Source organism: Pedococcus sp. NPDC057267, from assembly GCF_042668795.1.
In the GTDB taxonomy this organism is placed as follows: domain Bacteria; phylum Actinomycetota; class Actinomycetes; order Actinomycetales; family Dermatophilaceae; genus Pedococcus.
Genome location: NZ_JBHUYG010000002.1, coordinates 1 through 26141 on the forward strand (window position 1 = coordinate 1; position 26141 = coordinate 26141).

23 protein-coding genes are annotated in these 26141 nt (G+C 73.5%); 13 read left to right on the top strand and 10 right to left on the bottom strand.

Annotated features, from left to right (window positions below; genetic code table 11):
• The first annotated feature begins 134 nt into the window (after positions 1–134).
• Genes ACFUC1_RS00705 through ACFUC1_RS00715 form a run of 3 tightly spaced genes read left to right on the top strand, consistent with a single transcriptional unit; the run spans position 135 to position 3450 of the window.
• Positions 135–1268 (top strand): acyl-CoA dehydrogenase family protein, encoded by a 1134-nt coding sequence (locus tag ACFUC1_RS00705; protein ID WP_379115962.1) that lies wholly within the window; start codon positions 135–137, stop codon positions 1266–1268.
• Positions 1265–2668: a PIG-L family deacetylase gene (locus tag ACFUC1_RS00710; RefSeq protein ID WP_379115963.1), complete on the top strand. Its 1404-nt coding sequence runs from the start codon at positions 1265–1267 to the stop codon at positions 2666–2668. The genes ACFUC1_RS00705 and ACFUC1_RS00710 overlap by 4 nt, the downstream gene beginning before the upstream one ends.
• Positions 2665–3450, top strand: coding sequence for a glycosyltransferase (locus ACFUC1_RS00715; RefSeq protein ID WP_379115964.1), 786 nt, complete (start codon positions 2665–2667; stop codon positions 3448–3450). Before ACFUC1_RS00710 ends, ACFUC1_RS00715 begins: the two co-directional genes overlap by 4 nt.
• Positions 3451–3472: 22 nt before the next feature.
• Here ACFUC1_RS00715 and pgl read toward each other — a convergent pair whose 3' ends face one another.
• From pgl to tkt, 6 genes are read right to left on the bottom strand one after another with little or no spacing between them, the layout of a single operon-like run.
• Positions 3473–4216 carry a 6-phosphogluconolactonase gene (pgl, locus tag ACFUC1_RS00720; RefSeq protein ID WP_379115965.1) on the bottom strand — a complete coding sequence of 248 codons (744 nt, stop codon included), beginning with the start codon at positions 4214–4216 and terminating at the stop codon, positions 3473–3475.
• Complete coding sequence (gene opcA / locus ACFUC1_RS00725; RefSeq protein ID WP_379115966.1) at positions 4213–5463, bottom strand: glucose-6-phosphate dehydrogenase assembly protein OpcA; 1251 nt, start codon at positions 5461–5463, stop codon at positions 4213–4215. The genes pgl and opcA overlap by 4 nt, the downstream gene beginning before the upstream one ends.
• A 55-nt stretch (positions 5464–5518) precedes the next feature.
• Positions 5519–7063: a glucose-6-phosphate dehydrogenase gene (gene zwf, locus ACFUC1_RS00730; RefSeq protein ID WP_379115967.1), complete on the bottom strand. Its 1545-nt coding sequence runs from the start codon at positions 7061–7063 to the stop codon at positions 5519–5521.
• Positions 7060–8718: a glucose-6-phosphate isomerase gene (locus tag ACFUC1_RS00735; protein WP_379115968.1), complete on the bottom strand. Its 1659-nt coding sequence runs from the start codon at positions 8716–8718 to the stop codon at positions 7060–7062. Before ACFUC1_RS00735 ends, zwf begins: the two co-directional genes overlap by 4 nt.
• The gene (gene tal / locus ACFUC1_RS00740; protein WP_379115969.1) at positions 8715–9854 is read right to left on the bottom strand and encodes a transaldolase; all 1140 of its coding nucleotides are present in this window, start codon (positions 9852–9854) and stop codon (positions 8715–8717) included. The genes ACFUC1_RS00735 and tal overlap by 4 nt, the downstream gene beginning before the upstream one ends.
• Positions 9855–9859: 5 nt before the next feature.
• Positions 9860–12028, bottom strand: coding sequence for a transketolase (tkt, locus tag ACFUC1_RS00745; protein ID WP_379115970.1), 2169 nt, complete (start codon positions 12026–12028; stop codon positions 9860–9862).
• A gap of 174 nt (positions 12029–12202) precedes the next feature.
• On the opposite strand from tkt, the gene ACFUC1_RS00750 reads away from it, so the two are divergent.
• The gene (locus ACFUC1_RS00750) at positions 12203–13153 is read left to right on the top strand and encodes a heme o synthase (protein WP_379115971.1); all 951 of its coding nucleotides are present in this window, start codon (positions 12203–12205) and stop codon (positions 13151–13153) included.
• On the opposite strand, the gene ACFUC1_RS00755 is transcribed toward ACFUC1_RS00750, so the two are convergent.
• From ACFUC1_RS00755 to ACFUC1_RS00770, 4 genes are all read right to left on the bottom strand, one after another.
• A complete protein-coding gene (locus tag ACFUC1_RS00755; RefSeq protein WP_379115972.1) occupies positions 13140–13454 on the bottom strand; it encodes a hypothetical protein in 315 nt (104 codons plus the stop codon). The genes ACFUC1_RS00750 and ACFUC1_RS00755 overlap by 14 nt on opposite strands.
• A 71-nt stretch (positions 13455–13525) precedes the next feature.
• Entirely contained in the window at positions 13526–14509 is a 984-nt protein-coding gene (locus ACFUC1_RS00760) for a heme A synthase (protein ID WP_379115973.1), read from the bottom strand.
• Between the two features lie 525 nt (positions 14510–15034).
• Entirely contained in the window at positions 15035–15817 is a 783-nt protein-coding gene (locus tag ACFUC1_RS00765) for an ABC transporter permease (RefSeq protein ID WP_379115974.1), read from the bottom strand.
• A complete protein-coding gene (locus tag ACFUC1_RS00770) occupies positions 15814–16524 on the bottom strand; it encodes an ABC transporter ATP-binding protein (protein WP_379115975.1) in 711 nt (236 codons plus the stop codon). The genes ACFUC1_RS00765 and ACFUC1_RS00770 overlap by 4 nt, the downstream gene beginning before the upstream one ends.
• Positions 16525–16705: 181 nt before the next feature.
• Here ACFUC1_RS00770 and ACFUC1_RS00775 point away from each other — a divergent pair, with 181 nt between their 5' ends.
• The 9 genes from ACFUC1_RS00775 to ACFUC1_RS00815 all read left to right on the top strand — a co-directional run bounded on the left by ACFUC1_RS00775 (position 16706) and on the right by ACFUC1_RS00815 (position 26141).
• The gene (locus ACFUC1_RS00775; RefSeq protein WP_379115976.1) at positions 16706–16888 is read left to right on the top strand and encodes a hypothetical protein; all 183 of its coding nucleotides are present in this window, start codon (positions 16706–16708) and stop codon (positions 16886–16888) included.
• A gap of 142 nt (positions 16889–17030) precedes the next feature.
• Complete coding sequence (locus tag ACFUC1_RS00780) at positions 17031–17216, top strand: hypothetical protein (protein WP_379115977.1); 186 nt, start codon at positions 17031–17033, stop codon at positions 17214–17216.
• A gap of 53 nt (positions 17217–17269) precedes the next feature.
• Entirely contained in the window at positions 17270–20239 is a 2970-nt protein-coding gene (locus tag ACFUC1_RS00785) for an AAA family ATPase (protein WP_379115978.1), read from the top strand.
• 49 nt (positions 20240–20288) lie between these two features.
• Positions 20289–21026 (top strand): helix-turn-helix transcriptional regulator, encoded by a 738-nt coding sequence (locus ACFUC1_RS00790; RefSeq protein ID WP_379115979.1) that lies wholly within the window; start codon positions 20289–20291, stop codon positions 21024–21026.
• Positions 21023–22441, top strand: a complete 1419-nt coding sequence (sufB, locus tag ACFUC1_RS00795) for a Fe-S cluster assembly protein SufB (RefSeq protein WP_316009103.1) — start codon at positions 21023–21025, stop codon at positions 22439–22441. The genes ACFUC1_RS00790 and sufB overlap by 4 nt, the downstream gene beginning before the upstream one ends.
• On the top strand, positions 22438–23649 hold the full coding sequence (gene sufD, locus ACFUC1_RS00800; protein WP_379115980.1) for a Fe-S cluster assembly protein SufD: 1212 nt from the start codon (positions 22438–22440) through the stop codon (positions 23647–23649). Before sufB ends, sufD begins: the two co-directional genes overlap by 4 nt.
• Positions 23646–24005, top strand: coding sequence for a non-heme iron oxygenase ferredoxin subunit (locus ACFUC1_RS00805; RefSeq protein ID WP_379115981.1), 360 nt, complete (start codon positions 23646–23648; stop codon positions 24003–24005). Before sufD ends, ACFUC1_RS00805 begins: the two co-directional genes overlap by 4 nt.
• Before the next feature lie 33 nt (positions 24006–24038).
• The gene (gene sufC / locus ACFUC1_RS00810) at positions 24039–24800 is read left to right on the top strand and encodes a Fe-S cluster assembly ATPase SufC (RefSeq protein ID WP_379115982.1); all 762 of its coding nucleotides are present in this window, start codon (positions 24039–24041) and stop codon (positions 24798–24800) included.
• Positions 24801–24845: 45 nt separating this feature from the next.
• Entirely contained in the window at positions 24846–26141 is a 1296-nt protein-coding gene (locus ACFUC1_RS00815) for an aminotransferase class V-fold PLP-dependent enzyme (protein WP_379115983.1), read from the top strand.

Consider the following 26141-nt stretch of genomic DNA (forward strand, 5'->3'; position numbering starts at 1 on the left):
CCCCGGGACCACGGTCCCGGGGGCGCCGTCGTGTGTCGCCGCCGTCGCGTGCCGTCGTCGTCCCACGCCGGTTCCGTGGGGTGCCGCACCCGGCCTGACCTGCGTGTTCGTGGCCGGCGTGATGGGGTGGGGTGGTGCCCTCCCCGACCCCCCTGAGACCCCACCCGACGGCCACGGGCGGCGCGGCCGTCGTCCCCGTGCTCCTCGCGCGGGCCGGTGCCGCGCGCGACGGCGCCGACCGGGGCGGGGACGACGGTGCCGCGATCGCGCCCGAGGTCGGCGCGCTGCTGACGCGGGCCGGCGGTGCCGCCGGGGACGTCGGGCAGTCGCTGGACCTGGCGCGCGGGCTCGGGGCGGTCCTGCCCGGGCCCGGCGAGGGGCGGACCGGCGAGCTGTGGTCGGTGCTGGCGACCCTGGGTGCGGTGGACCTCACCACAGCCCGGGTGGTCGAGCCGCACCTGGACGCCCTGGCCATCCTGCGCCAGGCCGGCGTGGACCGCTCCGCCGCGCCGCAGGACGCGACGTGGGGCGTCTTCGCCGCCGAGGGCCCGGGGCTGCGGCTGTCCGCCACGCGCGGCGGGGACGGGACCTGGCGGCTCGAGGGGGTCAAGCCCTGGTGCTCGCTGGCGGACCGCCTCAGCCACGCGGTCGTCACGGCCCACACCGGTCCGGGGTCGCGTCGGGCGTTCGCGGTCGAGCTGCGTGCTCCCGGCGTGACGGGTGGGGGCGGGACCTGGGCCTCCCGTGGGCTGCGCGACGTCCCCAGCCTCGCGACGCGGTTCGACGGCGTGCCGGCGGTGCCGGTGGGCGAGGACGACTGGTACCTGACCCGACCCGGGTTCGCCTGGGGCGGGATCGGTGTGGCGGCGTGCTGGTACGGCGGGGCGGTCGGGCTCGCGCGGGCGATGGTGGCCGCGGCCCGCACCAGGCCGCCGGACCAGGTGGCGCTCATGCACCTCGGGGCCGTCGACGGCGCGCTGCACGCGGCGCGATCGTCGCTGCTCGAGGCGGCGAGCCTGGTGGATGCGGGGGACGCCGAAGGGGCGCAGGGGGCCCTGCTGGCCCTGCGGGTGCGCGGCGTGGTCGCCGAAGCGGTGGAGCGCGTCCTCGCGCATGCCGCCCACGCCCTGGGGCCGGGGCCCCTGACGGGGGACGAGGAGCACGCGCGACGGGTGGCGGACCTGCAGGTGTACGTGCGCCAGCACCACGCGGAGCGCGACCAGGCGGTCCTGGGGAAGTCGCTGCTGGACGGCGGGGGAGCGCCGTGACCGCGCCCCGGCCACCGCGGACGGCGGCGCCGGTGTTCGACCACCGGGAGCCGGGGACGGCCGAGTCGCAGTGGCTGGGCGCCCCGCAGTGGGTCGAGGTGGACCGTGCCACGCCCGTGCAGGTGCTCGCGGGAGTGGACCACGTCGTCGTGCTGGCCGCCCACCCCGACGACGAGACGCTCGGCTGCGCAGGACTGGTGGCCGCCGCGTCCGCTTCCGCCGTGCCGGTCACCGTCGTCGTCGCCACCCTCGGGGAGGGCTCGCACCCGGCGTCGCCCACCCACACGCCCGAGGAGCTCGCCGCACGGCGCGAGGACGAGGTCCGCCGCGCCGTCGCGGTGGTCGCCGCGGATGCGACGGTCGAGCTGCTCCGGCTCCCGGACGGTCGCCTGGAGGACCACGCGGACGTGCTGGCTACGACCCTGTCGCGTCTCGTGACGGGGCCGGCGACGCTGGTCCTGGCGCCGTGGCGCCACGACGGCCACTGCGACCACGAGGCAGCCGGACGGGCCGCGGTGGAGGCTGCAGCCGGCGCAGGTGCGCAGCTGCTGGAGTACCCCGTCTGGCTGTGGCACTGGGGGATGCCGGAGCGTGCGCCGTGGGACGAGGTCCTCGCCGTCGACCTGTCGCCGGAGCAGGTGGCGGCACGACGGGCCGCCCTGGACCTGCACGCCTCGCAGACCGCGCCTCTGTCGGACGAGCCGGGCGACGAGGTGCTGCTCGGGCCGCACGTGCTGGCGCACTTCGACCGGCCCTTCGAGACCTACCTGCGGCACGAAGACACGGCCGGTCCCGCCGACCCGCGCGACGCCGTGTTCGACGGGATGTTCGCGTCCAGCGATGACCCGTGGGACGTCGACTCGTCGTGGTACGAGCGCCGCAAGCGGGCGGCCACGCTCGCCGCCCCTCTCACCGAGCGGCTGGGCCGGGTGCTCGAGGTGGGGTGCTCGACCGGGGTGCTGACGGCCGAGCTCGCGCCCCGGGCCGACTCCGTGCTCGCCCTCGACGTGAGCGCCGAGGCGCTGCGGCGGGCCCGTGGGCGGCTGGCGCCGTGGGAGGGACGGGTGCAGCTGCGCCGGGCCCGGGTGCCCCGCGACTGGCCCGAGGGGGAGTTCGACCTCGTCGTGCTGTCCGAGGTGGGCTACTTCTGGACGCCGGAGGACCTCGCCGAGGTGACCCGCCTGCTGCCCTCGTCACTGGCACCCGGCGGGACCGTGCTGCTGTGCGACTGGCGGCATCCCGTGGACGGCTGGCCGCTGGACGGTGAGGACGTCCACGACACGTTCCGGGCGCTCGTCGACCTCGAGGTGCTGGTGCGCCACGAGGAGGAGGACTTCCTCGTGGAGCTCCTGGGGACGCCCGGCACGGTCTCGCCCGCGCGCCGGGAGGGCAAGGCGTGAGCGGCGACTGCGCCGGTGCGGCACACGCCGTCAGCCGGGTGGTCGTCGTCGTGCCGGCCCGCGACGAGGAGGAGCTGCTGCCCGCCTGCCTCGACAGTGTCGACGCGGCGCGCACCGCGCTCGGGCGTCGGCGCCCCGACGTCGAGGTCGTCGTGGTCGTCGTCCTCGACCGCTGCACCGACGGGACGGCCGGGGTCGTGGCCGCGCGTCGGCACGTGCGGGGGTTGTGGTCCGACACCGGCGTCGTGGGGGCTGCCCGGGCTGCGGGCGTGTCGGCCGCCCTCGGGGACGTCCACGCAGGCTCCCTGTCCACGACGTGGATCTCCTGCACCGATGCCGACACCACGGTCCCGGCGCAGTGGCTCTGGCGCCAGGTCGAGCTCGCCGAGGCCGGGGCCGACCTCGTGACCGGGACCGTCGTGCCCACGGACCTGCCCGGCGGGCTGTTCGGTCGGTGGCGTGCCCGCCACGTGCTGGGCGAGGGGCACCCGCACGTCCACGGGGCCAACCTTGGGGTCCGGGCCGACGCCTACCTCGCAGCGGGTGGTTTCCCGCCCGAGCCGGTGCACGAGGACGTCCTGCTCGTCGAGGCCGTCCGCACGGCCGGCCACCGCTGGGTCGCGACCGACACGACACGCGTGGCCACGTCGTCCCGCAGCGCGGGGCGGGTCGTCGGGGGAGGCTTCTCCGGCTACCTGCGCAGACTGGCCGCCGAGGTGCCGGCACTGCCGTCCGGGGACCTGCCGGGCATGGAACCGGCGCCGCTCCCCGAGCGGGGGTGACGGCGCCGGGACGAGGACGCGGTCAGTCGCGCCCGGGCAGCTCCGCGGCGGCATCGACGTCGACGAGCCACAGCGTCTCGGCGGAGCCGTGCACCTGCGCCGCGGACGACTCGTCCGGGGCCGCGCCGGCCACGCCGTTGCGCACGGCCTCGGCCTTGTCGGCCCCGGCGACGAGGAACCACACCCGCTCGGACCGGTTGAGGCACTCGAAGGTCAGCGAGACCCGGTCCGGCGGGGGCTTGGGCGACTCGTGCACCGCGACCGCGATGGCGCCGGTTGCCTGCTGCGCGGGGTGCCCCGGGAAGAGCGACGCGACGTGGCCGTCGGGGCCGACGCCCAGGATCATGACGTCGAACTCGCCGGCACCGACGGCACGCAGGGTCGCGGCATACTCCTCGGCGCTCTGCTCCGCCGACTCGCTGGCGTCGGGCCCGGGGACCCGGTGGACCCGCTGCGGGTCCAGGCCGAGGCTGCTGAGCCCGGCGTCGTCGTTCTGGGTGTCGTTGCGCTCGGCGTCGCCCGCGGGGAGGTAGCGCTCGTCGCCCCACCAGATCGAGACCGTCGACCAGTCGACCGCGTCGCGAGCCGGGAGGGCCGCGAGCGAGGCGATGATCGCCGAGCCCATCGACCCACCGGTGAGCGACACGTGCGGCTCGCGCCCGCGGGACTGCGCGTCGACGAGGGCGGTCACGAGCCTGGCGGCCGACGCGTCGGCCAAGGCCTGCTTGGACGGGTGCACGACGACGCGTGCCTGCGCACCGCTCACGACGCAGCTCCCGAGGAGCTGCCCGCCTTCGCGGCCTTGGTGGTCGTGCCCTTGGCCTTCTTCGCGGCGCCCTTCGTCCCAGCACCCTTCGTGGCGGACTTCGTCGCCGGAGCGGCGTCCTCGGAGCGGGCTTCGCGCTTGGACGCGAGCTTGCGCTCGGCAGCCTTGCGCACCGAGGTGTCGTCGGCCTTCTCCGGGGGCGGGGGAGCGCTGACCATCTGCGCGCTGCCGGCATGGTGGTTGGCCCGGGCGATCCGCCTGGACTCACGCTCGGCGTCCTTGACGGAGGGCGCCTCGCCCTCGCGGACCGCCTCGCTGGCCGTGACCGACTTGGTGCCGACCCGGGCCAGGCCCTTGCTGATCGTCTCCTCGTAGATCTCGTCGGGGTCGAGGCGACGCAGCTCGTCGGCGAGGCACTCGGCCGTGCCCCGGCGGGCCAGCGAGATCCTGCGCACCGGCTGTCCCGGCTGGCTCAGCGTCGCGACGACGCCGTCCGGGCGGACGAGGTCGACGGGACCGCTGCGTCGCTCGAGGCGGACGCTGACCATGCCGCTGCCGGCACGGGTGCGCGCCCGCTGCACGGGGCAGTGGAGCGTCTCCGCGAGCCATGCCGCCAGCAGGTCCGTCGACGGGGAGTCCGAGCCGCCGGTGACGGTGGCCTCCAGGACCGGCTCGAACGGCGGCTGGTCGAGAGCCGCGGCGAGCAGCCCGCGCCACAGCGTGATGCGGGTCCAGGCCAGGTCGGTGTCGCCCTTGGTGTAGGTCCGCGCGCGGCTCTTGAGCGTCGCCCGCGGGTTCTTGGACTCCGCGGCGTCGGTGATCCGCCGCTGGGCCATCGCACCGATGGGGTCGGCCGCGACGTCCGTGGGGGCGTCCTTGGGCCACCAGGCGACCACGGGGGAGTCCGGCAGCAGGAGCGGGATCACGACGCTGCGACCGTGCTGGGTGAGCGCGCCGTACAGACGCAGCACGACGACCTCGCTCGCGCCGGCGTCGCCGCCGACCCGGATCTGGGCGTCGATGCGGGACTGTCCGCGCCGGTTGCCGAGGACGACCGCGATGATGCGGCAGGGGTGCTGCCGGCTCGCGTCGTTCGCGGCCTCGATGGCCTCCTCGGCGTCCTTCTCGTCGACGACGATGAGCAGCGTCAGGACGCGGCCGAGGGCCATGGCCCCGGTGTCCTGGCGCAGGGCGACCAGCTTCTTGCTGATCGCCACCGTGGTGGTGCTGGGCAGGTCGACGATCACCGGGGTCCCCGTTCAGTGTCGGAGTGAGGAACGAGCGGAGTACTGGACAGGGTGCTCATGGCATCCTCCAGACGCGGCCGTCGCGGCTCATCATCTCGTCGGCGCTGGCAGGGCCCCAGCCGCCGGCGGCGTAGGGCTCGACCGGACCCTTCTGCTTGGCCCAGTAGCGCTCCACCGGGTCGAGGATCTGCCAGGACAGCTCGACCTCCTCGTGGCGGGGGAAGAGGGGCGGGTCACCGAGCAGCACGTCGAGGATGAGCCGCTCGTACGCCTCGGGGCTGGACTCGGTGAACGAGCGACCGTACCCGAAGTCCATCGTGACGTCGCGGACCTCCATCTGCGCGCCCGGCACCTTGGCGCCGAATCGCATGGTGATGCCCTCGTCGGGCTGCACGCGGATGACGATCGCGTTCTGGCCGAGCTCCTCGGTGGCGGTGTGCTCGAACGGCAGGTGCGGCGCCTTCTTGAAGACGACCGCGATCTCCGTGACGCGCTTGCCGAGCCGCTTGCCGGTCCGCAGGTAGAAGGGCACGCCCGCCCAGCGGCGCGAGTCGATCTCGAGCTTCATCGCGGCATACGTCTCGGTGCGCGAGGTCGGCGCGACGCCCTCCTCGTCGAGGTAGCCGATGACCTGCTCGCCACCCTGCCAGCCCGCGGCGTACTGCCCGCGGGCGGTGGCCCTCCCGAGGTCCTCGGGCAGGCGGACCGCCGAGAGGACCTTCTCCTTCTCGGCGCGCAGGTGGTCGGCCTGGAACGACACCGGCTCCTCCATCGCGGTGAGCGCGAGGAGCTGCAGCAGGTGGTTCTGGATGACGTCACGGGCGGCGCCGATGCCGTCGTAGTAGCCCGCGCGGCCACCGATGCCGATGTCCTCGGCCATGGTGATCTGCACGTGGTCGACGTAGTTGGCGTTCCAGACCGGCTCGAACATCTGGTTCGCGAAGCGCAGCGCCAGCAGGTTCTGGACCGTCTCCTTGCCCAGGTAGTGGTCGATCCGGAAGACCGAGTCCGGCGGGAAGACGCTCTCGACGATCTCGTTGAGCTGGCGGGCGCTCTCGAGGTCGTGGCCGAACGGCTTCTCGATGACGACCCGGCGCCACGAGTCGCCCTGCGGGCGGCTCAGGCCGGAGCGCTCGAGCTGCTCGCAGACCACGGAGAACGACGACGGCGGGATGGAGAGGTAGAACGCGAGGTTGCCCCCCGTGCCACGCTCCTCCTCCAGCGACTTCACCGTCTCGGCGAGCAGGTCGAAGGCGTTGGGGTCGTCGAACGTGCCCGGCACGAACCGGAACCCCTCGGCGAGGTTGCGCCACACGCTCTCGCGGAACGGCGTCCGCGCGTGCTCCTTCACCGCGTCGTAGACGATCTTGCCGAAGTCCTGGTCGGCCCAGTCGCGACGCGCGAACCCGACGAGCGCGAAGCCCGGCGGGAGCAGGCCGCGGTTGGCCAGGTCGTAGATCGCCGGCATGAGCTTCTTGCGCGCGAGGTCACCGGTCACGCCGAACAGCACGAGGCCGCTGGGGCCGGCGATCCGGGGGAGCCGCTTGTCGCGCGGGTCGCGCAGCGGGTTCTGCTCCTGCGTCACCCTCGTCGGGCTCATGCGTTCCCCTCGGCGGCGGGCAGGCCACGCAGGGCGGCGCTGAGCTGGGCCAGGCCGGCGTCGTGGTCGGTGAGGTGCAGGCGCAGCACGGGGCGACCGTGCTCGGCCAGGACCTGGGCGTCGCCGGCGGCCTGGGCCGCCACGAAGTCGCCGAAGCTGAACTCGCGGCCGGGGACCGCGAGGTCCTCGTGCGGCTCGGTCGTCACCTGGAGGTAGACGCCGGTGGCCGGGCCACCCTTGTGGAACTGGCCGGTCGAGTGCAGGAACCGCGGGCCCCAGCCGAACGTGGTGGGGCGGCCGGTGTGCCGGGCCAGGACCGGGCGCACCGACGCGAGGTCGGCGTCGGCGAGGCGGTCGAGGTATGCCATGACGGCCACGTAGCCGTGCTCGGCGTCGAGCTGCCCGAACAGGGCGGCGAGGGCGTCGGGCACGGTGGTCGCGCCACCGAGCCAGTCACCGCCGAGCGCGCGGATCTCGATCGCGCCGTCGGTGGCGGCCGGCTCGTCAGCGGCACCCATGCCCTGGTCGAGCAGGGTCCGAGCCGCCTTCTTGGCGCTCTCGACGTCGGGCTGGTCGAACGGGTCGATGCCGAGCAGCCGCCCGGCGGCCGCCGTCGCGACCTCCCACAGCAGCAGCTGCGCGCCCAGCGGTCCGCTCACCTCGACGGTCGAGTGGTCGGGGTGGACGGGCTCGCCGGGGGAGTCGGTGTCGTCGTCGCCCTCGCCGACGAGGCGGGCCACGGTGACGTCGGCTCCCGGCCGGCGGACCTCCGGGTCGTCCTCGCCGCCGACGACGACGGGGAGTATGCCGGTGCCCTGCTTGCCGGTCGACTCGGCGATGAGCTGCTCGGCCCAGTCGGCGAAGCCGACGATGCCCGAGCCGGCGTCGACGAGCACGAGCTTGTCGCGCAGCGGGTCGGTGCCCGCCATCGCCGCGCCGAGGCGCAGCCCCGGGTTGGCGTCGTCGTCGGCGCTGAGCACGTCGGCGACGGCCTCTGCGTCGTCGAGCAGCGACTCGATGTCCACGCCCGCGAGGCCGGAGGGCACGAGGCCGAAGGCGGTGAGGGCGGAGTAGCGGCCGCCGACGTTGGGGTCGGCGTTGACGACGCGGTACCCGTCGGCGCGCGACTGCTCGTCGAGCGGGCTGCCCGGGTCGGTCACGACGACGATGCGGGTGGTCGGGTCGATCCCCTTCTCCGAGAACGCGGCCTGGAAGGCGCGCCGCTGGGAGTCGGTCTCGACGGTGGAGCCGGACTTGCTCGAGACCACCACGACGGTGCGCTCGAGGTCGGTGATCGCGTCGCGGACCATGTCGGGCTGGGAGGAGTCGAGGACGACCAGGTCGACCCCGGCCGTCGCGCAGATCACCTCGGGCGCGAGCGAGGACCCGCCCATGCCGCACAGGACCACCCGGTCGACGCCCTCGGCGCGGAGCTGGTCGCGCAGGGCGGCCACCTCACCGATGAGCGGGCGCGACGAGCGCGGGAGGTTGACCCACGACAGCCGGATCGCGGCCTCGGACTCGGCGGCCGGGCCCCAGAGCGTGGCGTCCTGGGCGAAGAGGTGGCTGGCGAACTTCGCCTCGACGAGCTCCGGCACCTTCGCCGCGATCGCGTCAGCGGCCGCGCCGGAGGCGACGACGCCGAGTGCGCTCACTTGTCGCCCTCGGCGTCGACGTCGGCGCGCGCGAGGTCCAGGTCGTGCTGGGCCTCGTCGAGCAGCTCCTGCCAGGACACCTCGAACTTCTCGACGCCCTCCTTCTCCAGCACGTCGGTGACGTCGGTGTAGGAGATGCCGAGCGACTCGAGGTGGTCGAGCAGCTCGCCCGCCTGGGCGTACGCCCCGGTGACCGCGTCGCCGCGGATGTCGCCGTGGTCGATGACGGCCTCGAGCGTCTTCTCCGGCATGGTGTTCACCGTGTTGGGGGCGACCAGCTCGGTGACGTAGAGGGTGTCGGAGTAGTCGGGGTTCTTCACGCCGGTGGATGCCCACAGCGGACGCTGCGCGTTGGCGCCGTCGTCGGCGAGGTTCTGCCAGCGCGGGGTCGAGAAGACCTCCTCGTACGCCTGGTACGCCAGCCGGGCGTTCGCCACACCGGCCTGGCCCTTGAGGGCTTTGGCCTCGTCGGTGCCGATCGCGTCGAGGCGCTTGTCGATCTCGGTGTCGACGCGCGAGACGAAGAACGAGGCGACGGAGTGGATCTTCGACAGGTCCCTGCCGGCCTCGCGGGCCTGCTCGAGGCCGGTGAGGAAGGCGTTCATGACACCCCGGTAGCGGTCGAGGGAGAAGATCAGCGTGACGTTGACGCTGATGCCCTCGGCGAGCACCTGCGAGATGGCCGGGAGGCCCTCGACGGTGGCGGGGATCTTGATGAGCACGTTGGGGCGGTCGACGGTGGTCCACAGCTCCTTGGCCTGCTCGACCGTCTTGGCGGTCTCGTGGGCCAGGCGCGGGTCGACCTCGATCGACACGCGGCCGTCCTTGCCGTGCGTGGCGTCGAAGACGGGGCGCAGGATGTCGGCGGCGTTGCGCACGTCGTCGGTGGTCAGGCCGAAGACGGCCTGGTCGACGGTGTCGCCGGCGGCTGCGTGCTTGCGCAGGTCGGCGTCGTAGCGGTCACCCTTGGCGAGGGCGGCCTGGAAGATCGACGGGTTGGTCGTCACGCCGACGACGCCCTTGGTGTCGATGAGCTCCTGCAGGTTGCCGGTCTCGATCCGGTCCCGCGAGAGGTCGTCCAGCCACACGGAGACGCCGTTGTCGGCGAGGGCCTTCAGTGCTGCGTTCTCGGTCATGGAATTCACTTTCCCTTGACGGTCTTGAGGGACTTCTTGGCGGCGGCGACCACGGTCTCGGGCGTGAACCCGAACTCCCGGAAGAGCGTCGCCGCGTCGGCGGAGGCGCCGAAGTGGTCGATGGCGACGATCTCGCCGGCATCGCCGACGATCTCGCGCCAGCCCTGGGGCACCCCTGCCTCGACGGACACGCGGGCCCGCACCGCGGCGGGCAGGACCTTCTCGCGGTAGGCGGCCGACTGCTCGTCGAACCACTCGCGACACGGCATGGAGACCACGCGGGTCCCGATGCCGGACTTCTCGAGCTTCTCGCGCGCGGCGACGGCCAGCTGCACCTCCGAGCCGGTGGCCACGAGGATCACGTCCGGGGTGCCGGTGCTCGCCTCGTAGAGGACGTACCCGCCCTTGGCCACGTTGCTCGCCCTGGCGGCACCGTCGGCGCCGCCGCGCGGCACGACCGGAAGCGGCTGGCGCGAGAGCGCCAGGCCCGCCGGCCGCCGGTTCCTGAGGATCGCGACCCAGGCGGCCGCGGTCTCGTTGGCGTCGGCAGGGCGCACCACGTCGAAGTCCGGGATCGCCCGCAGCGCCGCGAGGTGCTCGATCGGCTGGTGGGTCGGGCCGTCCTCGCCGAGGCCGATCGAGTCGTGCGTCCACACGAAGGTGACGGGCGCGCGCTGGATGGCGGCGAGGCGGACGGCCGGGCGCATGTAGTCGGAGAAGACGAGGAACGTGCCGCCGTAGGGGCGGGTGAGCCCCTCGAGGGCGATCCCGTTGAGGATCAGGCCCATCCCGAACTCACGGATGCCGAAGTGCAGGGTGCGCCCGTAGGGGTCGCCGCTCCACTCGCGGGTCTGCTTGGCGCGCGGGATGAAGGACGGCTGGCCCTCCATCGTCGTGTTGTTCGACTCGGCGAGGTCGGCCGAGCCGCCCCACAGCTCCGGGACGGCGTCGGCGAGGGCGCCCAGGACCTTGCCGGAGGCCGCGCGGGTGGCGACGCCCTTGGCGTCCGCCTCCCAGACCGGGAGCTTCTTGTCGAAGCCGGCGGGCAGCTCGTGCGCGACGAGGCGGTCGAGCAGGGTGGCGCGCTCGGGGTTGGCCTCACGCCACGCGGCATACGCCTTGTCCCACTGCTTGCGCGCGGCCTGGCCGCGCTTGACGACCTTGCGGGTGTGCGACAGCAGGGACCGCGGCACCTCGAAGGTCTTCTTCGGGTCGAAGCCGAGCAGCTCCTTGGTCGCGGCGATCTCGTCGGCGCCGAGGGCCGAGCCGTGCGACTTGCCGGTGTCCTGCTTGGTCGGGGCCGGCCACGCGATGATCGTCCGCAGGACGATGAGGGTGGGCCGGCGCGAGGTGCGGCTGCGCTCGAGGGCGCCGTGGAGCTGGTCGACGTTCTCGACGTACCCGCCGCTGGAGCCGTCGCCGCGCCAGTCGATGGTGACGGTGTTCCAGCCGTACGCCTCGTAGCGGGCTGCGACGTCCTCGGAGAAGGAGATCTCGGTCTTGTCCTCGATCGAGATCGTGTTCTGGTCGTAGATGACCGTGAGGTTGCCGAGCTCCTGGTGGCCGGCGAGGGCGGAGGCCTCGTGGGTGACGCCCTCCATGATGTCGCCGTCGGACGCGATCACCCAGATGTGGTGGTCGAACGGGCTCGTGCCCGGGCGCGCCTCGGGGTCGAGCAGGCCCCGCTGGCGACGCTGCGCGAACGCCATGCCGACCGCGGAGGCCAGGCCGGAGCCGAGCGGCCCGGTCGTGATCTCGACGCCGTCGGTGTGGTGCACCTCGGGGTGGCCCGGGGTCTTGGAGCCCCAGGTCCGCAGGGCCTTGAGGTCGTCGAGCTCGAGGCCGTAGCCGGAGAGGTACAGCTGGATGTACTGGGTGAGGCTCGAGTGGCCCGCCGACAGGACGAACCGGTCGCGGCCGAGCCAGTGCGGGTCACTCGGGTCGTGCCGCATCACGTTCTGGTACAGCAGGTATGCCGCAGGCGCGAGGCTCATCGCGGTGCCCGGGTGGCCGTTGCCCACCTTCTGCACCGCGTCCGCCGCGAGGACGCGGGCGGTGTCGACGGCCCGTACGTCGAGGTCCGTCCAGCCCACCTTCCGGGCGACTGGTCGCTTGAGCGACGAGCTCCGGCCGGCGATGGCCGAGGACTTGGACGAGCGGGCTGCTGTGGGCACTGAGAGGTCTCCTCACGCTGGGTGCACTGTCGGCTGCACCGATGGCAACGACAACGCGTCCGAGACTAGTCCCGGCCGTGACGTGCGTCGCATCCAGTCCCGTGGGTCGGGCGCACGGGGAGCGGGGCTAGACTGGCCCGGCCAGACAGACCTGCCCCTCCTGCGAAGGACGCCGTGACCGCTCTCGATCCGACCGCCCGGGTCGCCGGGTCCCCGGCGCCGGCGAAGCGCAGCAAGGCGGCGGCATACCTGGCCCTCACCAAGCCCCGCATCATCGAGCTGCTGCTCGTGACGACGGTGCCGGTGATGTTCCTGGCGCACAAGGGAGTTCCATCCCTGTGGCTGATCGTCGCCACCCTGGTCGGCGGTGCGCTGAGCGCCGGTGCGGCCAACACCTTCAACTGCGTCTACGACCGCGACATCGACGCGGAGATGCACCGCACCAGCAACCGGCCGATGGTCACCGGCGAGGTGTCCCCGCGGGCGGGACTCGTCTTCGGTGTCGTCCTCACCGTCCTCTCGACGGTGTGGTTCCTCGCGTTCGTCAACGTCCTGTCGGCGGCGCTGAGCCTCGGGGCGATCGTCATGTATGCCGTGGGCTACACGATGTTGCTCAAGCGCCGGACCCGGCAGAACATCGTCTGGGGCGGTGCGGCCGGGTGCATGCCGGTCCTCATCGGCTGGTCGGCGGTCGCGAACTCGGTGTCGTGGTCGGCCGTGATGCTCTTCCTCGTCATCTTCTTCTGGACGCCGCCGCACTACTGGCCCCTGTCGATGAAGTTCAAGGATGACTACGCCGCGGCGCACGTGCCGATGCTGCCGGTCGTCGAGCGGTTCGTGGTGGTGGCACGGCAGATCGTGGCCTACTCGTGGGCGATGGTCGTGGCCTCGATCGCCCTCGTCTGGGTCAACCCGATGGGCTGGCTCTACCTCGTGACCGCGGTCGTGACGGGCGGGCTCTTCCTGGCCGAGGCGTACCGCCTCCTGCGCGCCGCCAAGGCCGGCGCCGGTCCCACCGTGCTGAAGCCGATGCGGCTGTTCCACTTCTCGATCAGCTACGTCGCGATCCTCTTCCTCGGCGTCGCCCTCGACCCGCTGTTCTACCTCTCGGTCACCGGCCGCTGACCTCGTCCGGCGTCGGCGCGTCGGGGCCCGGCTCGGGCATGTCGCGCAGCCCCCGCAGCGGGCTCCACCACATCGACGCGCACGCCAGCACGTGCAACCCGGCCATGAGGGCGATGGTCTCGCGCAACCCGATCGCCGAGCCGAGCCAGCCGGCGACCAGCACGGCGACGGGCATGGTGCCGAGGTTGACCACCTGGGCCGTCGTGACCTGTCGGGCGACCATGTCGGCCGGGACGTAGCGGTTGCGCCAGGCCCCGCGGACGACGTTCCCGGCGACGACGCCGATGCCGACCAGCAGCATGCCGAGCACCATCGCGCCCAGGCGCGGTCCGGGTGCCCCGAGTGGGACGAGCAGGGCAAAAGAACTCTTGCCTAATGTTGCGGGGCAGTGGCCTCCGTCGCGCGGAGGGCCACCACGGCCCGAGTGAGGGCCACGACCAGCAGGGTGGCGAGCAGCATGTGCGCGAGGACGACGCCCCACGGCAGGCCGGTGAAGTACTGCGTGTACCCGACGACCCCCTGCAGGGCCGTCACGCCCAGCACGGCCAGCCAGGCCCGGGCCGAGGTCGTCTCGGTGCCGGTGAGGCGCGCCGCCAGCCACACGGCCAGCACGAGCCCCACGAAGAGCATCACAGTGTCGGCATGCAGCCAAGAGACGGTGCGCGGGTCGAAGCCGAACCGGGCCGGTTCGTTCGCGTCGCCCGAGTGCGGCCCGCTGCCCGTCACGACGGTGCCGAGCACCAGCACCACCGCGCCGACCGCGCAGGTGAGCCAGGCGAGGCGCTCGACGAGCGGGTGCACCACGAGGGGCCGCGGACCGGTCGGGGTCGGGCGGCGCGCGACGAGGTAGGCCGCGCTGGCCACGAGCACCATCGACACCAGGAAGTGGAGCGAGACGGTGATGGGGCTCAGGCCGGTGAGCACGGTGATGCCGCCCAGCACGGCCTGCACGACGACTCCGCCCAGGACGACGAGTGCCGGCACCATGAGCTCGCGCCGGGAGCCGCCGCGCTCCCACACGGCATACCAGCGGGTGCGGGTGGGGCCGCTCCAGCGCCACACGGCGTACACGGCCAGCAGGGCCACGACACCGACCACGCTGGTGAGCGTGCGGTTCCCGAACTCGATGAACCGGTGGTAGCCCTCGGCCTGGTGCGGGACGGGCGTGTAGGAGCCCGGGACGCACTGCGGCCACGTCGGGCACCCCAGGCCGCTGCCGGTGAGCCGGACGAGGCCGCCGGTGACGACGATGAGGACCTCGACGGCGAGGTTGAGCATGAGGATGCGCGGGAGCCACTCCGACCCGGGGGTCGTCACCGAGGGGGCGCGGGGCGGTGCGGGTGCTGCTGTGGCCACCCCACGAGGGTACGTCTCAGGGCCGTCCCCGAGGCCGCTGGGGGTCGGCTCGGGGGTCCACCTGATGGTGCGCGCCCTCCGCGGCTGGCTGACTGGTCCCATGCTGAGGAACGCGTGGCGGGGGAGTGCCGGGTGGATGCTGCTGTTCGGGGCGGTCCACACCTACTGGGGGTTCGGCGGCACGGCGCTGCTGCCGGTCGGCGTCTCCGTGCTCGACAGCACAGCGCTGTTCGTCATCGACCTGCTGGCGATCCCGCTGTGCCTGGCCGGGGCGGTCGTGTCGTGGCTGCTGCGGCCCGACCAGCGGGCCGCCAAGCTCGCCTCCCGCTCCTGGCTGGTGTGGCCGGCGACGCTGGGGTACGTCGTGATGCTCGGGCACGTCGCCTCGACCGCCGTCTTCGCGGGCGGGACGAGCGGTGTCCCCGACGGGGTGCGGTGGTCGCTGGGCGTCTACGAGCCGTTCTGGCTGGTGGGCGGGCTCGCCCTGCTGGCGACCGTGACGGCGTTCCGGCGCGCCCTCGGGGTTCAGTCGCTCCAGCGGAACAGCCGGCGCGCGAGCGCGGTCGCGGCGACCGCCCAGACGAGCAGCACGAGCCAGGCGCCGGCGTCGACGCTGCCGTGGGCCAGCGCGGCCCGCAGGCCGTCGCCGAGCGCCGCCGACGGCAGCAGGCGCACGACCCCGGCATACCGGCCCGGCAGCTCGGACCCGGCGACCACGACGCCGCCGAGGCCCAGGAACGCGATCCAGAGCAGGTTCGCCAGCGCCAGCACCCCCTCGGCACGGACGGTGCCGCCGAGGAGCAGGGCGAGCGCGGCGAACGCCCAGGTGCCCAGCAGCGTGGTGAGCACGGCAGCCGGTATGCCGGCGAGTGCCGGCTGCCAGCCCATGGCCAGGCCCACGGCGCCCACGACGACGACCTGGAGCGCGACCACGGAGAGCACGGCCACGGCCTTGGCGGCGAGCAGCCCGGTGCGCCCGAGCGGGGTGACGCCGAGCAGGCGCAGGACGCCGTAGCGGCGGTCGAAGCCGGTGGCGATGGCCTGCCCGGTGAACGCCGAGGAGATGACGCACAGGGCCAGCACGCCGGGCACGGCCAGGTCCACGCGGGGCCCGGTGCCGAGCGAGACCGCCCGCATGTGCACGACGGCGACCAGCACGGCGACCGGGAGGACGATCGCCACGAGGAGCTGCTCGCCGTTGCGCAGCAGGCTCCCCGCCTCGAACCGGGCCTGGGCCAGCACGCGCTGCAGCGGAGGGGCGGCCTCGCTGCCCCCGGTGAGGGCCGGGCTGGGTGCGGTGGCGCTCACGCGGCGGCCCTCCGGGTCAGGTCGAAGTAGCGGCGCTCGAGGGTCTCGCCGTCGGCGACCTCGGCGACGGTGCCCTCGGCGACGGTGCGGCCGGCCGCCACGATGACGACGCGGTCGGCCAGCCGCTCGGCCTCCTCGAAGGAGTGCGTCGTCAGCACGACGGCGGCACCGTCGTCCGCGACGGAGCGCACCAGCTCCCAGACGTCGAGGCGTGCGTGGGGGTCCAGACCGGCGCTCGGCTCGTCGAGGAAGGCGACCTCGGGCCGTCCGACGAGGGCTGCGGCGAGGGCGACCCGCTGGCGCTGGCCGCCGGACAGGCGCCGCACCGAGGTGCCCGCGAAGCCGCCGATGCCGAGCCGCTCGGTGAGCTCGGCGACGGAGGCGGGTGCGGTGTACATCCGGGCCAGGTGGTGGAGCAGCCGCACCGGTCGTGCCGAACCCGGCAGGCCACCGTCCTGGAGCATGACGCCGACGCGTGCGCGGTGGGCGGCAGGGGCGTGCCACGGGTCGGTGCCGAGGACCCGCACCTCGCCGGAGTCGGGCCGGCGCAGGCCCTCGCAGCACTCCACGAGGGTGGTCTTGCCCGCGCCGTTGGGGCCCAGGACTGCCGTGACCTGCCCGGACGCGGCGGTCCACGTGGCGCCGTCGAGGGCGCGGACCGAGCCGTAGCGCTTGGCGACGGCGGTGACGGAGACGGCGGGCTGCACGACCTCGAGTCTAGGTCGGCCCCGCCGGCCTCCCCGCGCCGGGCGGGGGTGCCGTGACGAGCGCCACGTGAGGCCCCCCGCCGCCACAGGACTGGGCATCCGCCCCATGTGGCGGGGGGCCTCAGGGACCGAGCGTGGACGGCGTCGCCCACCCGGGCGGCACCAGCCACAGGAGAGTGCCATGAACCTCACCGCCCACCCCCTCACCATCGCCGCCGAGCTCGCGTGGAAGCAGGAGTCCCTGGGACACGCCAACGTCGCCCGCCCGCGCACACCCCGTCGCCGCCCGTCCGCGAGGTGGCACCTGCCCTGGCGTCGGCGGCCCGGCCACGGGTCGGCGCACCCGACGCCACGCCCGGCCTGAGCCGGTGCCGACGGGGGCGCCTAAGGCCCCCGTCGTGCGCCACGTCGCAGGGATAAGGCATCCGCCCCATGTGGCGGCCCACCTCAGCCGACGAGCGTGGAGCCGTCAGCACAACAGAAGGACCACCGAAGGAGCAGGAACCATGAGCACCACCGCAGACCCGATCTTCCTCCAGGCCGAGATCGCCTACCGCCGCGAGAGCATGATGGCCGGCGCCGGCGCCCGTCGTGCCGCCTCCGGTCGTCACCACGCCGGGCGCGTGCGCGAGGTCCTTCGGGGCGTGCGCGCCGGGCACCGCCATGGGCGCACCACCCCGCGACCGGCCTGAGCGTGTCCGCGACCTCCGGCACCGTGTCGGGCCGCTCCGACATAATCGGGGCCGTGGGTCTGGACGGTGCCGCCGGGGGAGTGTTCGTGGGGCGCGAGGCGGATGCCGCGCGGCTCGCGGACCTCGTCGGCCTCGGTCCCCGCGACGGCGCCTCGGGGCTCGTCCTGCTCTCCGGCGACGCCGGGATCGGCAAGACCCGGCTGCTGGCCGAGGTCGCCGGCCGGGCCCGCGCAGCCGGGTGGGCGGTCCTGGTGGGCCACTGCCTCGGCGAGGCGGGCCAGGCGCTCCCGTACCTGCCGTTCAGCGAGATGCTCGGCCGTCTCGAGGTGCACGAGCCGGAGGCCGTCGAGGGCCTGCTGCTCGCGCACCCGCACCTCGCCGGCCTGTTCCCGAGCCGGCGGCGCCGGGCCGACGAGCTGTCCCCCGGACCCGCACACGAGGCCATCGACCGCGGCGAGCTCGTCGAGGCCGTGCACGCCGCGTTCGAGGACCTCGCGCGGGTGCGTCCGGTGCTCGTCGTGGTCGAGGACGTCCACTGGGCCGACCAGTCCTCCCGCGACCTGCTGACCCTGCTCTTCACTCGTGGCTTCAGCGGCCGCGTCGCCGTCGTCGCGTCCTACCGCAGCGACGACCTGCACCGGCGGCACCCGTTGCGCGCCACCCTGGCCCACTGGTCCCGCCTGGGTGACCTGCACCGGCTCGAGCTCGAGCCGCTGCCCGACGCCGCGGTCCGCGAGCTCGTCCACGGCATCGCGCCCCGGCCCCTGACAGAGGGGCAGGTCCGCGCCGTCGTGGAACGCGCCGAGGGCAACGCCTTCTTCGCCGAGGAGCTCGTGGCCGCCAGCTCGCTCGGGCACCAGGGAGTCGCCGAGGACCTGTCCCGGCTCCTGCTCGTGCGGTTCGACCAGCTGGGCCCGCACGGCCAGCACGTCGTCCGGATGGCCTCGGCCGCCGGCCGCCAGGTGCACCACCTGCTGCTCGCCGCCGTGGCCGGCCTCGACGAGGCCGAGCTCGACCAGGGCCTGCGCGACGCGGTCGAGCAGCACGTCCTGGTGCCGACCGAGACCGGCGGCTACGCCTTCCGGCACGCCCTGCTCGCCGAGACCGTCTACGACGACCTGCTGCCCGGCGAGCGCGTGCGCGCCCACGAGCGCTACGCCGCGGCGCTGGGGTCGGACCCCTCGCTGGGCACCTGGGCCGACGTGGCGCGGCACGCCGCCGCGGCCGGTGACCGCGAGGTCGCACTGACGGCCAGCATCAACGCCGGCGACGCCGCGATGTCGGTCGGCGGCCCGGACGAGGCGTGGCGCCACTACCAGCGCGCGCTGGCGCTGATGCCGGACGGGCACCCTGACGCCGACCGTCTCGTCCTGCGCGCCGCGGCCGCGTCGACCGCGCGGGGCCGGGCCCTCAAGGCGCTCGCGCTGCTCGAGGAGCGGCTGGAGCGCCGGAGCCCGGAGGCCGGCCCGCTCGGCCGGGCCGAGCTGCTCGCCGCCCTCGCGACCACCGCCCGGCTCACCGAGAGCCCCCTCGACACGCTGGCCGCCACCAAGGAAGGGCTGGGACTGCTCGAGGACCCCGGCCTCGCCGAGGACGCGCGCGCCGCGCAGGTCCGCGCCCGGCTCCTCGGCGCCCGGGTGCAGGCGCTGGTCGACCGGGGACGCGACGAGGAGGCCGTGGGTGCAGCGCGCGAGGCGGTCGAGACCGCGACCGCGGCGGGCGTGCCCGAGGTGGCCGACGAGGTGCGGGTCGTCGAGGCACGTGTCCTCGAGCGGGTGGGCGACCCGGAGGTCAGCCAGGCCACGCTCGAGCGGATCATCGCGACGGGTGGCGGGGCCGGCGACGCCGCGCTCGTGCGCGCCCTGCACCACCTGGGGTCGCTCCACCACAGGGCCGGCCGGCTCGACCAGGCCCTCGAGGTCTACCGCCAGGGTGCCGAGGCCGGGCGCCGGGCCGGCCTCGGCTGGGCCCCCTACGCCTTCGACGCCCGGCTGCTCTCCGGGGTCGCCGCCTACGAGGCGGGTCGCTGGGCCGAGGCCGACGCGGCCCTCGACTCCAGCGAGGAGGACCCGCCCCAGCCCGCCGGTGCGCTGCTCGCGGCGGCCCGGCTGTTCCTCCTCGCCGCCCGCGGGGCGCCGGCCGACGCGGCCCTCGTGCAGGCCACCCGGCCGTGGTGGGCGGAGGAGGGCTTCGTCGCGGTTCTCGCCGGCGGCGCTGCGGTCGACCTGTACGGCTACTTCGGTGACCTCGCCGCGGCCGTCGCGGTGCACGACGACGCGGTCGCGGTCCTCACCGACGTCTGGCACCGCCACTTCCAGGCGCAGACCCGGCTCAGCGCCCTCCTGCTGGGCCAGATCGCGAGCCACATCGCGACCGTGCCCACCGCCGAGCGGGGCGAGCTGCTCGCGCGGGGGCGCACTGCCGCGGACGATGCGGAGCAGGTGTGGGCCCGCGTCTCGGAGACGCCGGGACAGCACGGGCCGGAGGCGCAGGCGTGGATCGAGCGCGCCCGCGCCGAGGAGCTCCGGCTGCGCTGGCTGGGCGGGCAGGCGGTGGACAGCGACGCGCTCGTCGCTGCCTGGCGCCGCGCCGTCGACGCGTTCACGGCGTACGGCCACCGCTACGAGACCGCCCGGTCGCAGGCGCGGCTCGGCGCGGCGCTGCAGGCGGTCGGCGACCCCGAGGCGTCGACCGTGCTGCAGGCGGCCCTCGAGACCGCACGCGACCTCGGCGCGGAGCCGCTGCGGGCCGAGATCCGCGCCGGCGGGGGAGCGCGCGGGTCCTCGGCCACCAGGCCGGCCGGCCGCCACGGCGAGGCGCTCACCCCGCGGGAGCGCGAGATCCTCGCCCTCGTCGCGCTCGGGCGCAGCAACCGCCAGATCGGCACGCAGCTGTTCATCAGCGCCAAGACCGCGAGCGTGCACGTCTCCAACATCCTGGCCAAGCTCGGCGTGGCCGGCCGCGGCGAGGCGGTCGCCGTCGCCCGCGACCGTGGCCTGCTGGACCAGCCGCCCCACGGGTAAGGGTGGCCTTCCTTTCCCTCGTCCTCGGTAATTACGTAACATCGGTGTTGTGAATATCGCGGTCGCCCCCCAGGTGCTCGAGTCGCGCACGCGCGACCGGGTGCTGCAGGCGATCAGCGAGCGGGGCCCGATCACCGCCGCGACGCTGGCCGAGGACCTCGGACTCACCGCACCGGCCGTCCGCCGCCACCTCGAGAACCTCGCCGAGGCCGGCCTCATCGCCGAGCGCGAGTCGGCCCACGCCACCCGTGGCCGCGGCCGTCCGGCCCGTGCGTACGTGCTCAGCGACGCCGGCCACCAGGCCCTCGAGTCCGACTACGACCACCTCGCCACCCAGGCGTTGCGCTTCCTCGCGGCCGAGGCCGGCGACGGTGCCGTGCGCCGGTTCGCCGAGGCGCGCGTGGGCGAGCTCGAGCAGCGGTATGCCGGCGAGCTCGCCGAGGCGGGCGAGGACACCGGGGCCCGGGTCGACGCCCTGGTCGCCGCCCTCACCCGCGACGGCTTCGCAGCCACGGCTCGGCCCGTCGGGGAGCCTGGCAGCGCGAGCCCGTTCACCGGCATACAGCTCTGCCAGGGGCACTGCCCGGTGCAGCACGCGGCACGGGAATTTCCTGAGTTCTGCGACGCTGAGACTGATGCGTTCTCGCGGCTGCTGGGAGTCCACGTCCAGCGCCTGGCGACGCTCGCCCACGGCGACCACGTCTGCACCACCTTCGTCCCCACCCCGGCAGTCCCCGCTGCCACCCGACCGACTGCAGTCACCTCAACAGAAGGGTCTTCACGATGAGCACCATCGAGGAGCTGAACCCGGGTCTGAAGGACCTCGGGCGCTACGAGTACGGCTGGGCCGACAGCGACACGGCCGGCGCCTCGGCTCGCCGTGGCCTCAACGAGGACGTCGTGCGCGACATCTCGGCGCGCAAGAACGAGCCGCAGTGGATGCTCGACCTGCGGCTGAAGTCGCTGCGCCTGTTCGACAAGAAGCCCATGCCGAGCTGGGGCAGCGACCTCACCGGCATCGACTTCCAGAACATCAAGTACTTCGTGAAGTCCACGGAGAAGCAGGCGACCACCTGGGACGAGCTGCCCGAGGACATCAAGAACACCTACGACAAGCTCGGCATCCCGGAGGCGGAGAAGCAGCGCCTCATCGCCGGCGTCGCGGCCCAGTACGAGTCCGAGGTCGTCTACCACCAGATCCGCGAGGACCTGGAGGAGAAGGGCGTCATCTTCGTCGACACCGACACCGGCCTGCGCGAGCACGAGGACCTGTTCCGCGAGTACTTCGCGTCGGTGATCCCCGCCGGTGACAACAAGTTCGCCGCGCTCAACACCGCCGTGTGGTCCGGTGGCTCGTTCATCTACGTCCCGCCGGGCGTGCACGTGGACATCCCGCTGCAGGCCTACTTCCGGATCAACACCGAGAACATGGGCCAGTTCGAGCGGACGCTGATCATCGCCGACGAGGGCTCCTACGTGCACTACGTCGAGGGCTGCACCGCGCCGATCTACAAGTCCGACTCACTGCACTCCGCGGTCGTCGAGATCGTCGTGAAGAAGAACGCCCGCGTCCGCTACACGACCATCCAGAACTGGTCGAACAACGTCTACAACCTCGTCACCAAGCGGGCGACCGCGGCCGAGGGCGCGACGATGGAGTGGATCGACGGCAACATCGGCTCCAAGGTCACGATGAAGTACCCAGCCGTCTTCCTGCTCGGCGAGCACGCCAAGGGCGAGACCCTGTCGATCGCGTTCGCCGGCGAGGGCCAGCACCAGGACGCCGGTTCCAAGATGGTCCACGCGGCCCCCAACACCTCCTCGACCATCGTGAGCAAGTCGGTGGCGCGCGGCGGTGGCCGCACGTCCTACCGCGGCCTCGTGCAGATCCTCGAGGGCGCGCACGGGTCGAAGAGCTCGGTGGTCTGCGACGCGCTCCTCGTCGACACCATCAGCCGCTCGGACACCTACCCGTACGTCGACATCCGCGAGGACGACGTGACCATGGGCCACGAGGCGACCGTCTCGAAGGTGTCCGAGGACCAGATGTTCTACCTGATGTCCCGCGGCCTCACCGAGGAGGAGGCCATGGCCATGATCGTGCGCGGGTTCGTCGAGCCCATCGCGCGCGAGCTGCCCATGGAGTACGCCCTCGAGCTGAACCGCCTGATCGAGCTTCAGATGGAAGGAGCAGTGGGTTGAGCCTGCTGGCCCAGAAGAACCCCGCCTCCGGCGCCCACACCGACTCCGCCGAGGCGTTCGTGCCCGACCAGTCGCGAGCCGAGCGCAAGACGTCCTACGAGGTCGACGACTTCGCCGTCCCCGGTGGTCGCGAGGAGGAGTGGCGGTTCACCCCGGTCGACCGCCTGTCCTCGCTGTTCCAGCCCGGTGCGACCGAGGTCGACAAGCTCAGCCTCGACGTCCAGGCGCCCGAGGGCGTCACCACCGACCGGGTCGAGCCGCGGTCGACCGGGGTGCTGGTCCCCGCCGACCGTGCCGCCGCGATCGCCTGGGCCGGCGAGCCCAAGGCCACTCGCGTCAGCATCCCGGCCGAGGCCGAGCTGACCGAGCCGGTGCGCATCACCGTCGAGGCGCGCGACCTGGCCCGGGTCAACGGCCACCTGGTCGTCGAGGCCGGCCACCACTCCAAGGCGACCGTGGTGCTCACCCACCGCGGCTCCGCGGAGTGCGGTGCCGCCGTCGAGATCAAGGTCGGCGACGGGGCGGACCTCACGTTCGTCACCGTCCAGGAGTGGGACGACGACACCCTGCACGTCACGCAGAACGACGCGCTCATCGGGCGCGACGCGCGGCTGCGGCACATCGTCGTCACCCTCGGCGGCAAGATCGTGCGCGTCTCCACCAACGCCCGCTACGCCGGGCCGGGCGGGTCCTTCGAGGGCCTCGGCGTCTACTTCGCCGACGCGGGCCAGCACCAGGAGCACCGCCTCTTCGTCGACCACGAGGCGCCGCACTGCCACTCCAACGTCGAGTACAAGGGCGCGCTGCAGGGCGAGACCGCCCACACCGTCTGGGTGGGCGACGTCCTCATCCGCGCCAGCGCCGAGGGCACCGACACGTACGAGCTCAACCGCAACCTCGTCCTCACCGACGGGGCGCGCGCGGACTCGGTCCCGAACCTCGAGATCGAGACCGGCGAGATCGTCGGGGCCGGCCACGCGTCGGCGACCGGCCGCTTCGACGACGAGCAGCTGTTCTACCTGCAGGCGCGCGGCATCCCCGAGGACGTCGCCCGCCGGCTCGTGGTGCGCGGCTTCTTCGCCAGCATCGTGGCCCGGATCGGCGTGCCGGAGGTCTCTGACCACCTCATGGAGGTCATCGACGCAGAGCTCGCCGGCACCCAGCGCCCGCCGGTGACGGCCACCCCGTCCGCCGAGGTCACCGCGTGAGCAGCGCCGCCGAGGTCACCGAGTCCGACGACGTCGACTTCGTGCGCGTCTGCCGGGTCGACGAGCTGCCCGCCGTCGGCGCGGCCGCAGCCGACGTCTACGGCCAGCTCATGGCGATCGTGCGGACCCGCTCCGGCGAGGTCTACGCCCTCGACGACACCTGCAGCCACGCCAACGTCTCGCTCTCCGAGGGCGAGCTCGACGACCACACGCTCGAGTGCTGGCTGCACGGCTCGCGCTTCGACGTCCGCACCGGCAAGCCGTCGGGGCCGCCCGCGACCGTCCCGGTGAACGTCTACCCCGTCAAGGTCGAGGGCGACGAGGTCTTCGTCGGCACGACCCCCCTGAACGCCTGAGCCTCCCGAGAAGAAGAACGAGGAACACACCGCATGTCCACTCTTGAGATCCGCAACCTGCAGGTCACGGTCGAGACCGAGAACGGCACCAAGGAGATCCTCCGCGGCGTCGACCTGACGGTGAAGTCGGGGGAGACCCACGCGATCATGGGCCCCAACGGCTCGGGCAAGTCGACCCTCGCGTACTCCATCGCCGGTCACCCCAAGTACACCGTCACCGGCGGCACCGTCACCCTCGACGGCGAGGACGTCCTGGCGATGAGCGTCGACGAGCGCGCCCGCGCGGGCCTGTTCCTCGCGATGCAGTACCCCGTCGAGGTCCCCGGCGTCACCGTGTCGAACTTCCTGCGCACCGCCAAGACCGCGGTCGACGGCGAGGCTCCCAAGCTGCGCACCTGGGTCAAGGACGTCAAGGGCGCCATGGCCAACCTGCGGATGGACGAGGCGTTCGCCGAGCGCAACGTCAACGAGGGCTTCTCCGGTGGTGAGAAGAAGCGCCACGAGATCCTCCAGATGGAGCTGCTGAAGCCGAAGATCGCGGTGCTCGACGAGACGGACTCCGGCCTCGACGTCGACGCCCTGCGCATCGTCTCCGAGGGCGTCAACCGCGCCAAGGACAACACCGACGTGGGCGTCCTGCTCATCACGCACTACACGCGGATCCTGCGCTACATCAAGCCGGACTTCGTGCACGTGTTCGTCGACGGCAAGGTCGTCGAGGAGGGTGGCCCGGAGCTGGCCGACCGCCTCGAGGCCGAGGGCTACGACCGCTACGTCGCGGCCGCCCAGGCCTGAGCGACCGCCCTCCCCATCCGCGACGTACCTGACGAGAGCGATCCCATGAGCACCCCCTTCGGCGAGGAGGAGCTGGCCCGCATCCGGGCCGGCTTCCCGATCCTGTCGCGCACCGTGCGCGACGGGAGGCCGCTGGTCTACCTGGACTCCGGGGCCACCTCGCAGCGGTATGCCGGTGCGCTGGACGCCGAGCGCGCCTTCAACGAGCACGTCAACGCCGCTGTGCACCGCGGGGCGCACCAGCTCAGCGAGGAGGCCACCGACGCCTACGAGGGCGCCCGGGCGACCGTCGCGCGCTTCGTCGGCGGGGCACAGGACGAGGTGGTGTTCACCAAGAACGCCACCGAGTCGCTCAACCTCGTCGCCTACGCGTTCTCGGGCACCGTCGCCGGCCAGGCCAAGGACCCGCGGTTCACCCTCGGCGAGGGCGACGAGGTGCTGGTGACCGAGATGGAGCACCACGCCAACCTCGTGCCGTGGCAGGAGCTCTGCCGCCGCACCGGCGCCACCCTCCGCTGGGTCGGCGTGACCAACGAGGGTCGACTCGACCTCGACGGCCGCCACGGGCCGGCGCTCGGCGAGCTGCTCACCGAGCGGACCAAGGTCTTCGCCTTCACCCACGTCAGCAACGTCCTGGGCACGGTCAACCCGGTGCGCCGGCTGGTCGAGGCCGCCCGTGGGGTCGGCGCCCTCACGGTGCTCGACGCCTGCCAGTCGGCGCCGCACGTCGCGCTCGACGTGGTCGACCTCGGCGTCGACCTCGCCGCCTTCTCGGGCCACAAGATGTTCGGACCCACCGGCGTCGGCGTCCTCTGGGGTCGCAGCGAGCTGCTGCACGCGATGCCGCCCTTCATCACCGGCGGCTCGATGATCGAGACGGTCCGGATGGAGGGGTCGACCTACGCGGCACCGCCGCAGCGGTTTGAGGCCGGGTCGCCCAACGCGGCGCAGGCCGTCGGCCTCGCCGCCGCCATCGACTACCTCGGCGAGCTCGGCATGGACCGCATCGCCGCCCACGAGCACGCGCTCACCGAGCGGCTGCTCGCCGGCCTGGCCGAGCGACCCTGGGTCCGCGTCGTCGGGCCCGCCGACGCCGTCGACCGGGTCGGCGCCGTCGCCTTCGACGTCCAGGGCGTCCACGCCCACGACGTCGGGCAGGTGCTCGACGACCAGGGCGTCGCGGTCCGCGTGGGCCACCACTGCGCGTGGCCCCTGCACCGCCGGATGGGCGTCACCGCGAGCACGCGCGCCTCGCTCGCGGCATACACGACCCCCGGCGAGGTCGACGCGATGCTCGACGCGCTCGACCGGGTGCCCGACGTCTTTGGGGTGGCGGTCTGA

Excerpts from the sequence above, each read along its gene's own strand:
- zwf (WP_379115967.1), bottom strand. The coding sequence starts at position 7,063 with ATGAGCCCGACGAGGGTGACGCAGGAGCAGAACCCGCTGCGCGACCCG.
- tal (WP_379115969.1), bottom strand. The coding sequence starts at position 9,854 with ATGACCGAGAACGCAGCACTGAAGGCCCTCGCCGACAACGGCGTCTCC.
- ACFUC1_RS00755 (WP_379115972.1), bottom strand. The coding sequence starts at position 13,454 with ATGCTGCTGGTCGGCATCGGCGTCGTCGCCGGGAACGTCGTCCGCGGG.
- ACFUC1_RS00775 (WP_379115976.1), top strand. The coding sequence starts at position 16,706 with ATGAACCTCACCGCCCACCCCCTCACCATCGCCGCCGAGCTCGCGTGG.
- ACFUC1_RS00780 (WP_379115977.1), top strand. The coding sequence starts at position 17,031 with ATGAGCACCACCGCAGACCCGATCTTCCTCCAGGCCGAGATCGCCTAC.
- sufB (WP_316009103.1), top strand. The coding sequence starts at position 21,023 with ATGAGCACCATCGAGGAGCTGAACCCGGGTCTGAAGGACCTCGGGCGC.
- sufC (WP_379115982.1), top strand. The coding sequence starts at position 24,039 with ATGTCCACTCTTGAGATCCGCAACCTGCAGGTCACGGTCGAGACCGAG.
- ACFUC1_RS00815 (WP_379115983.1), top strand. The coding sequence starts at position 24,846 with ATGAGCACCCCCTTCGGCGAGGAGGAGCTGGCCCGCATCCGGGCCGGC.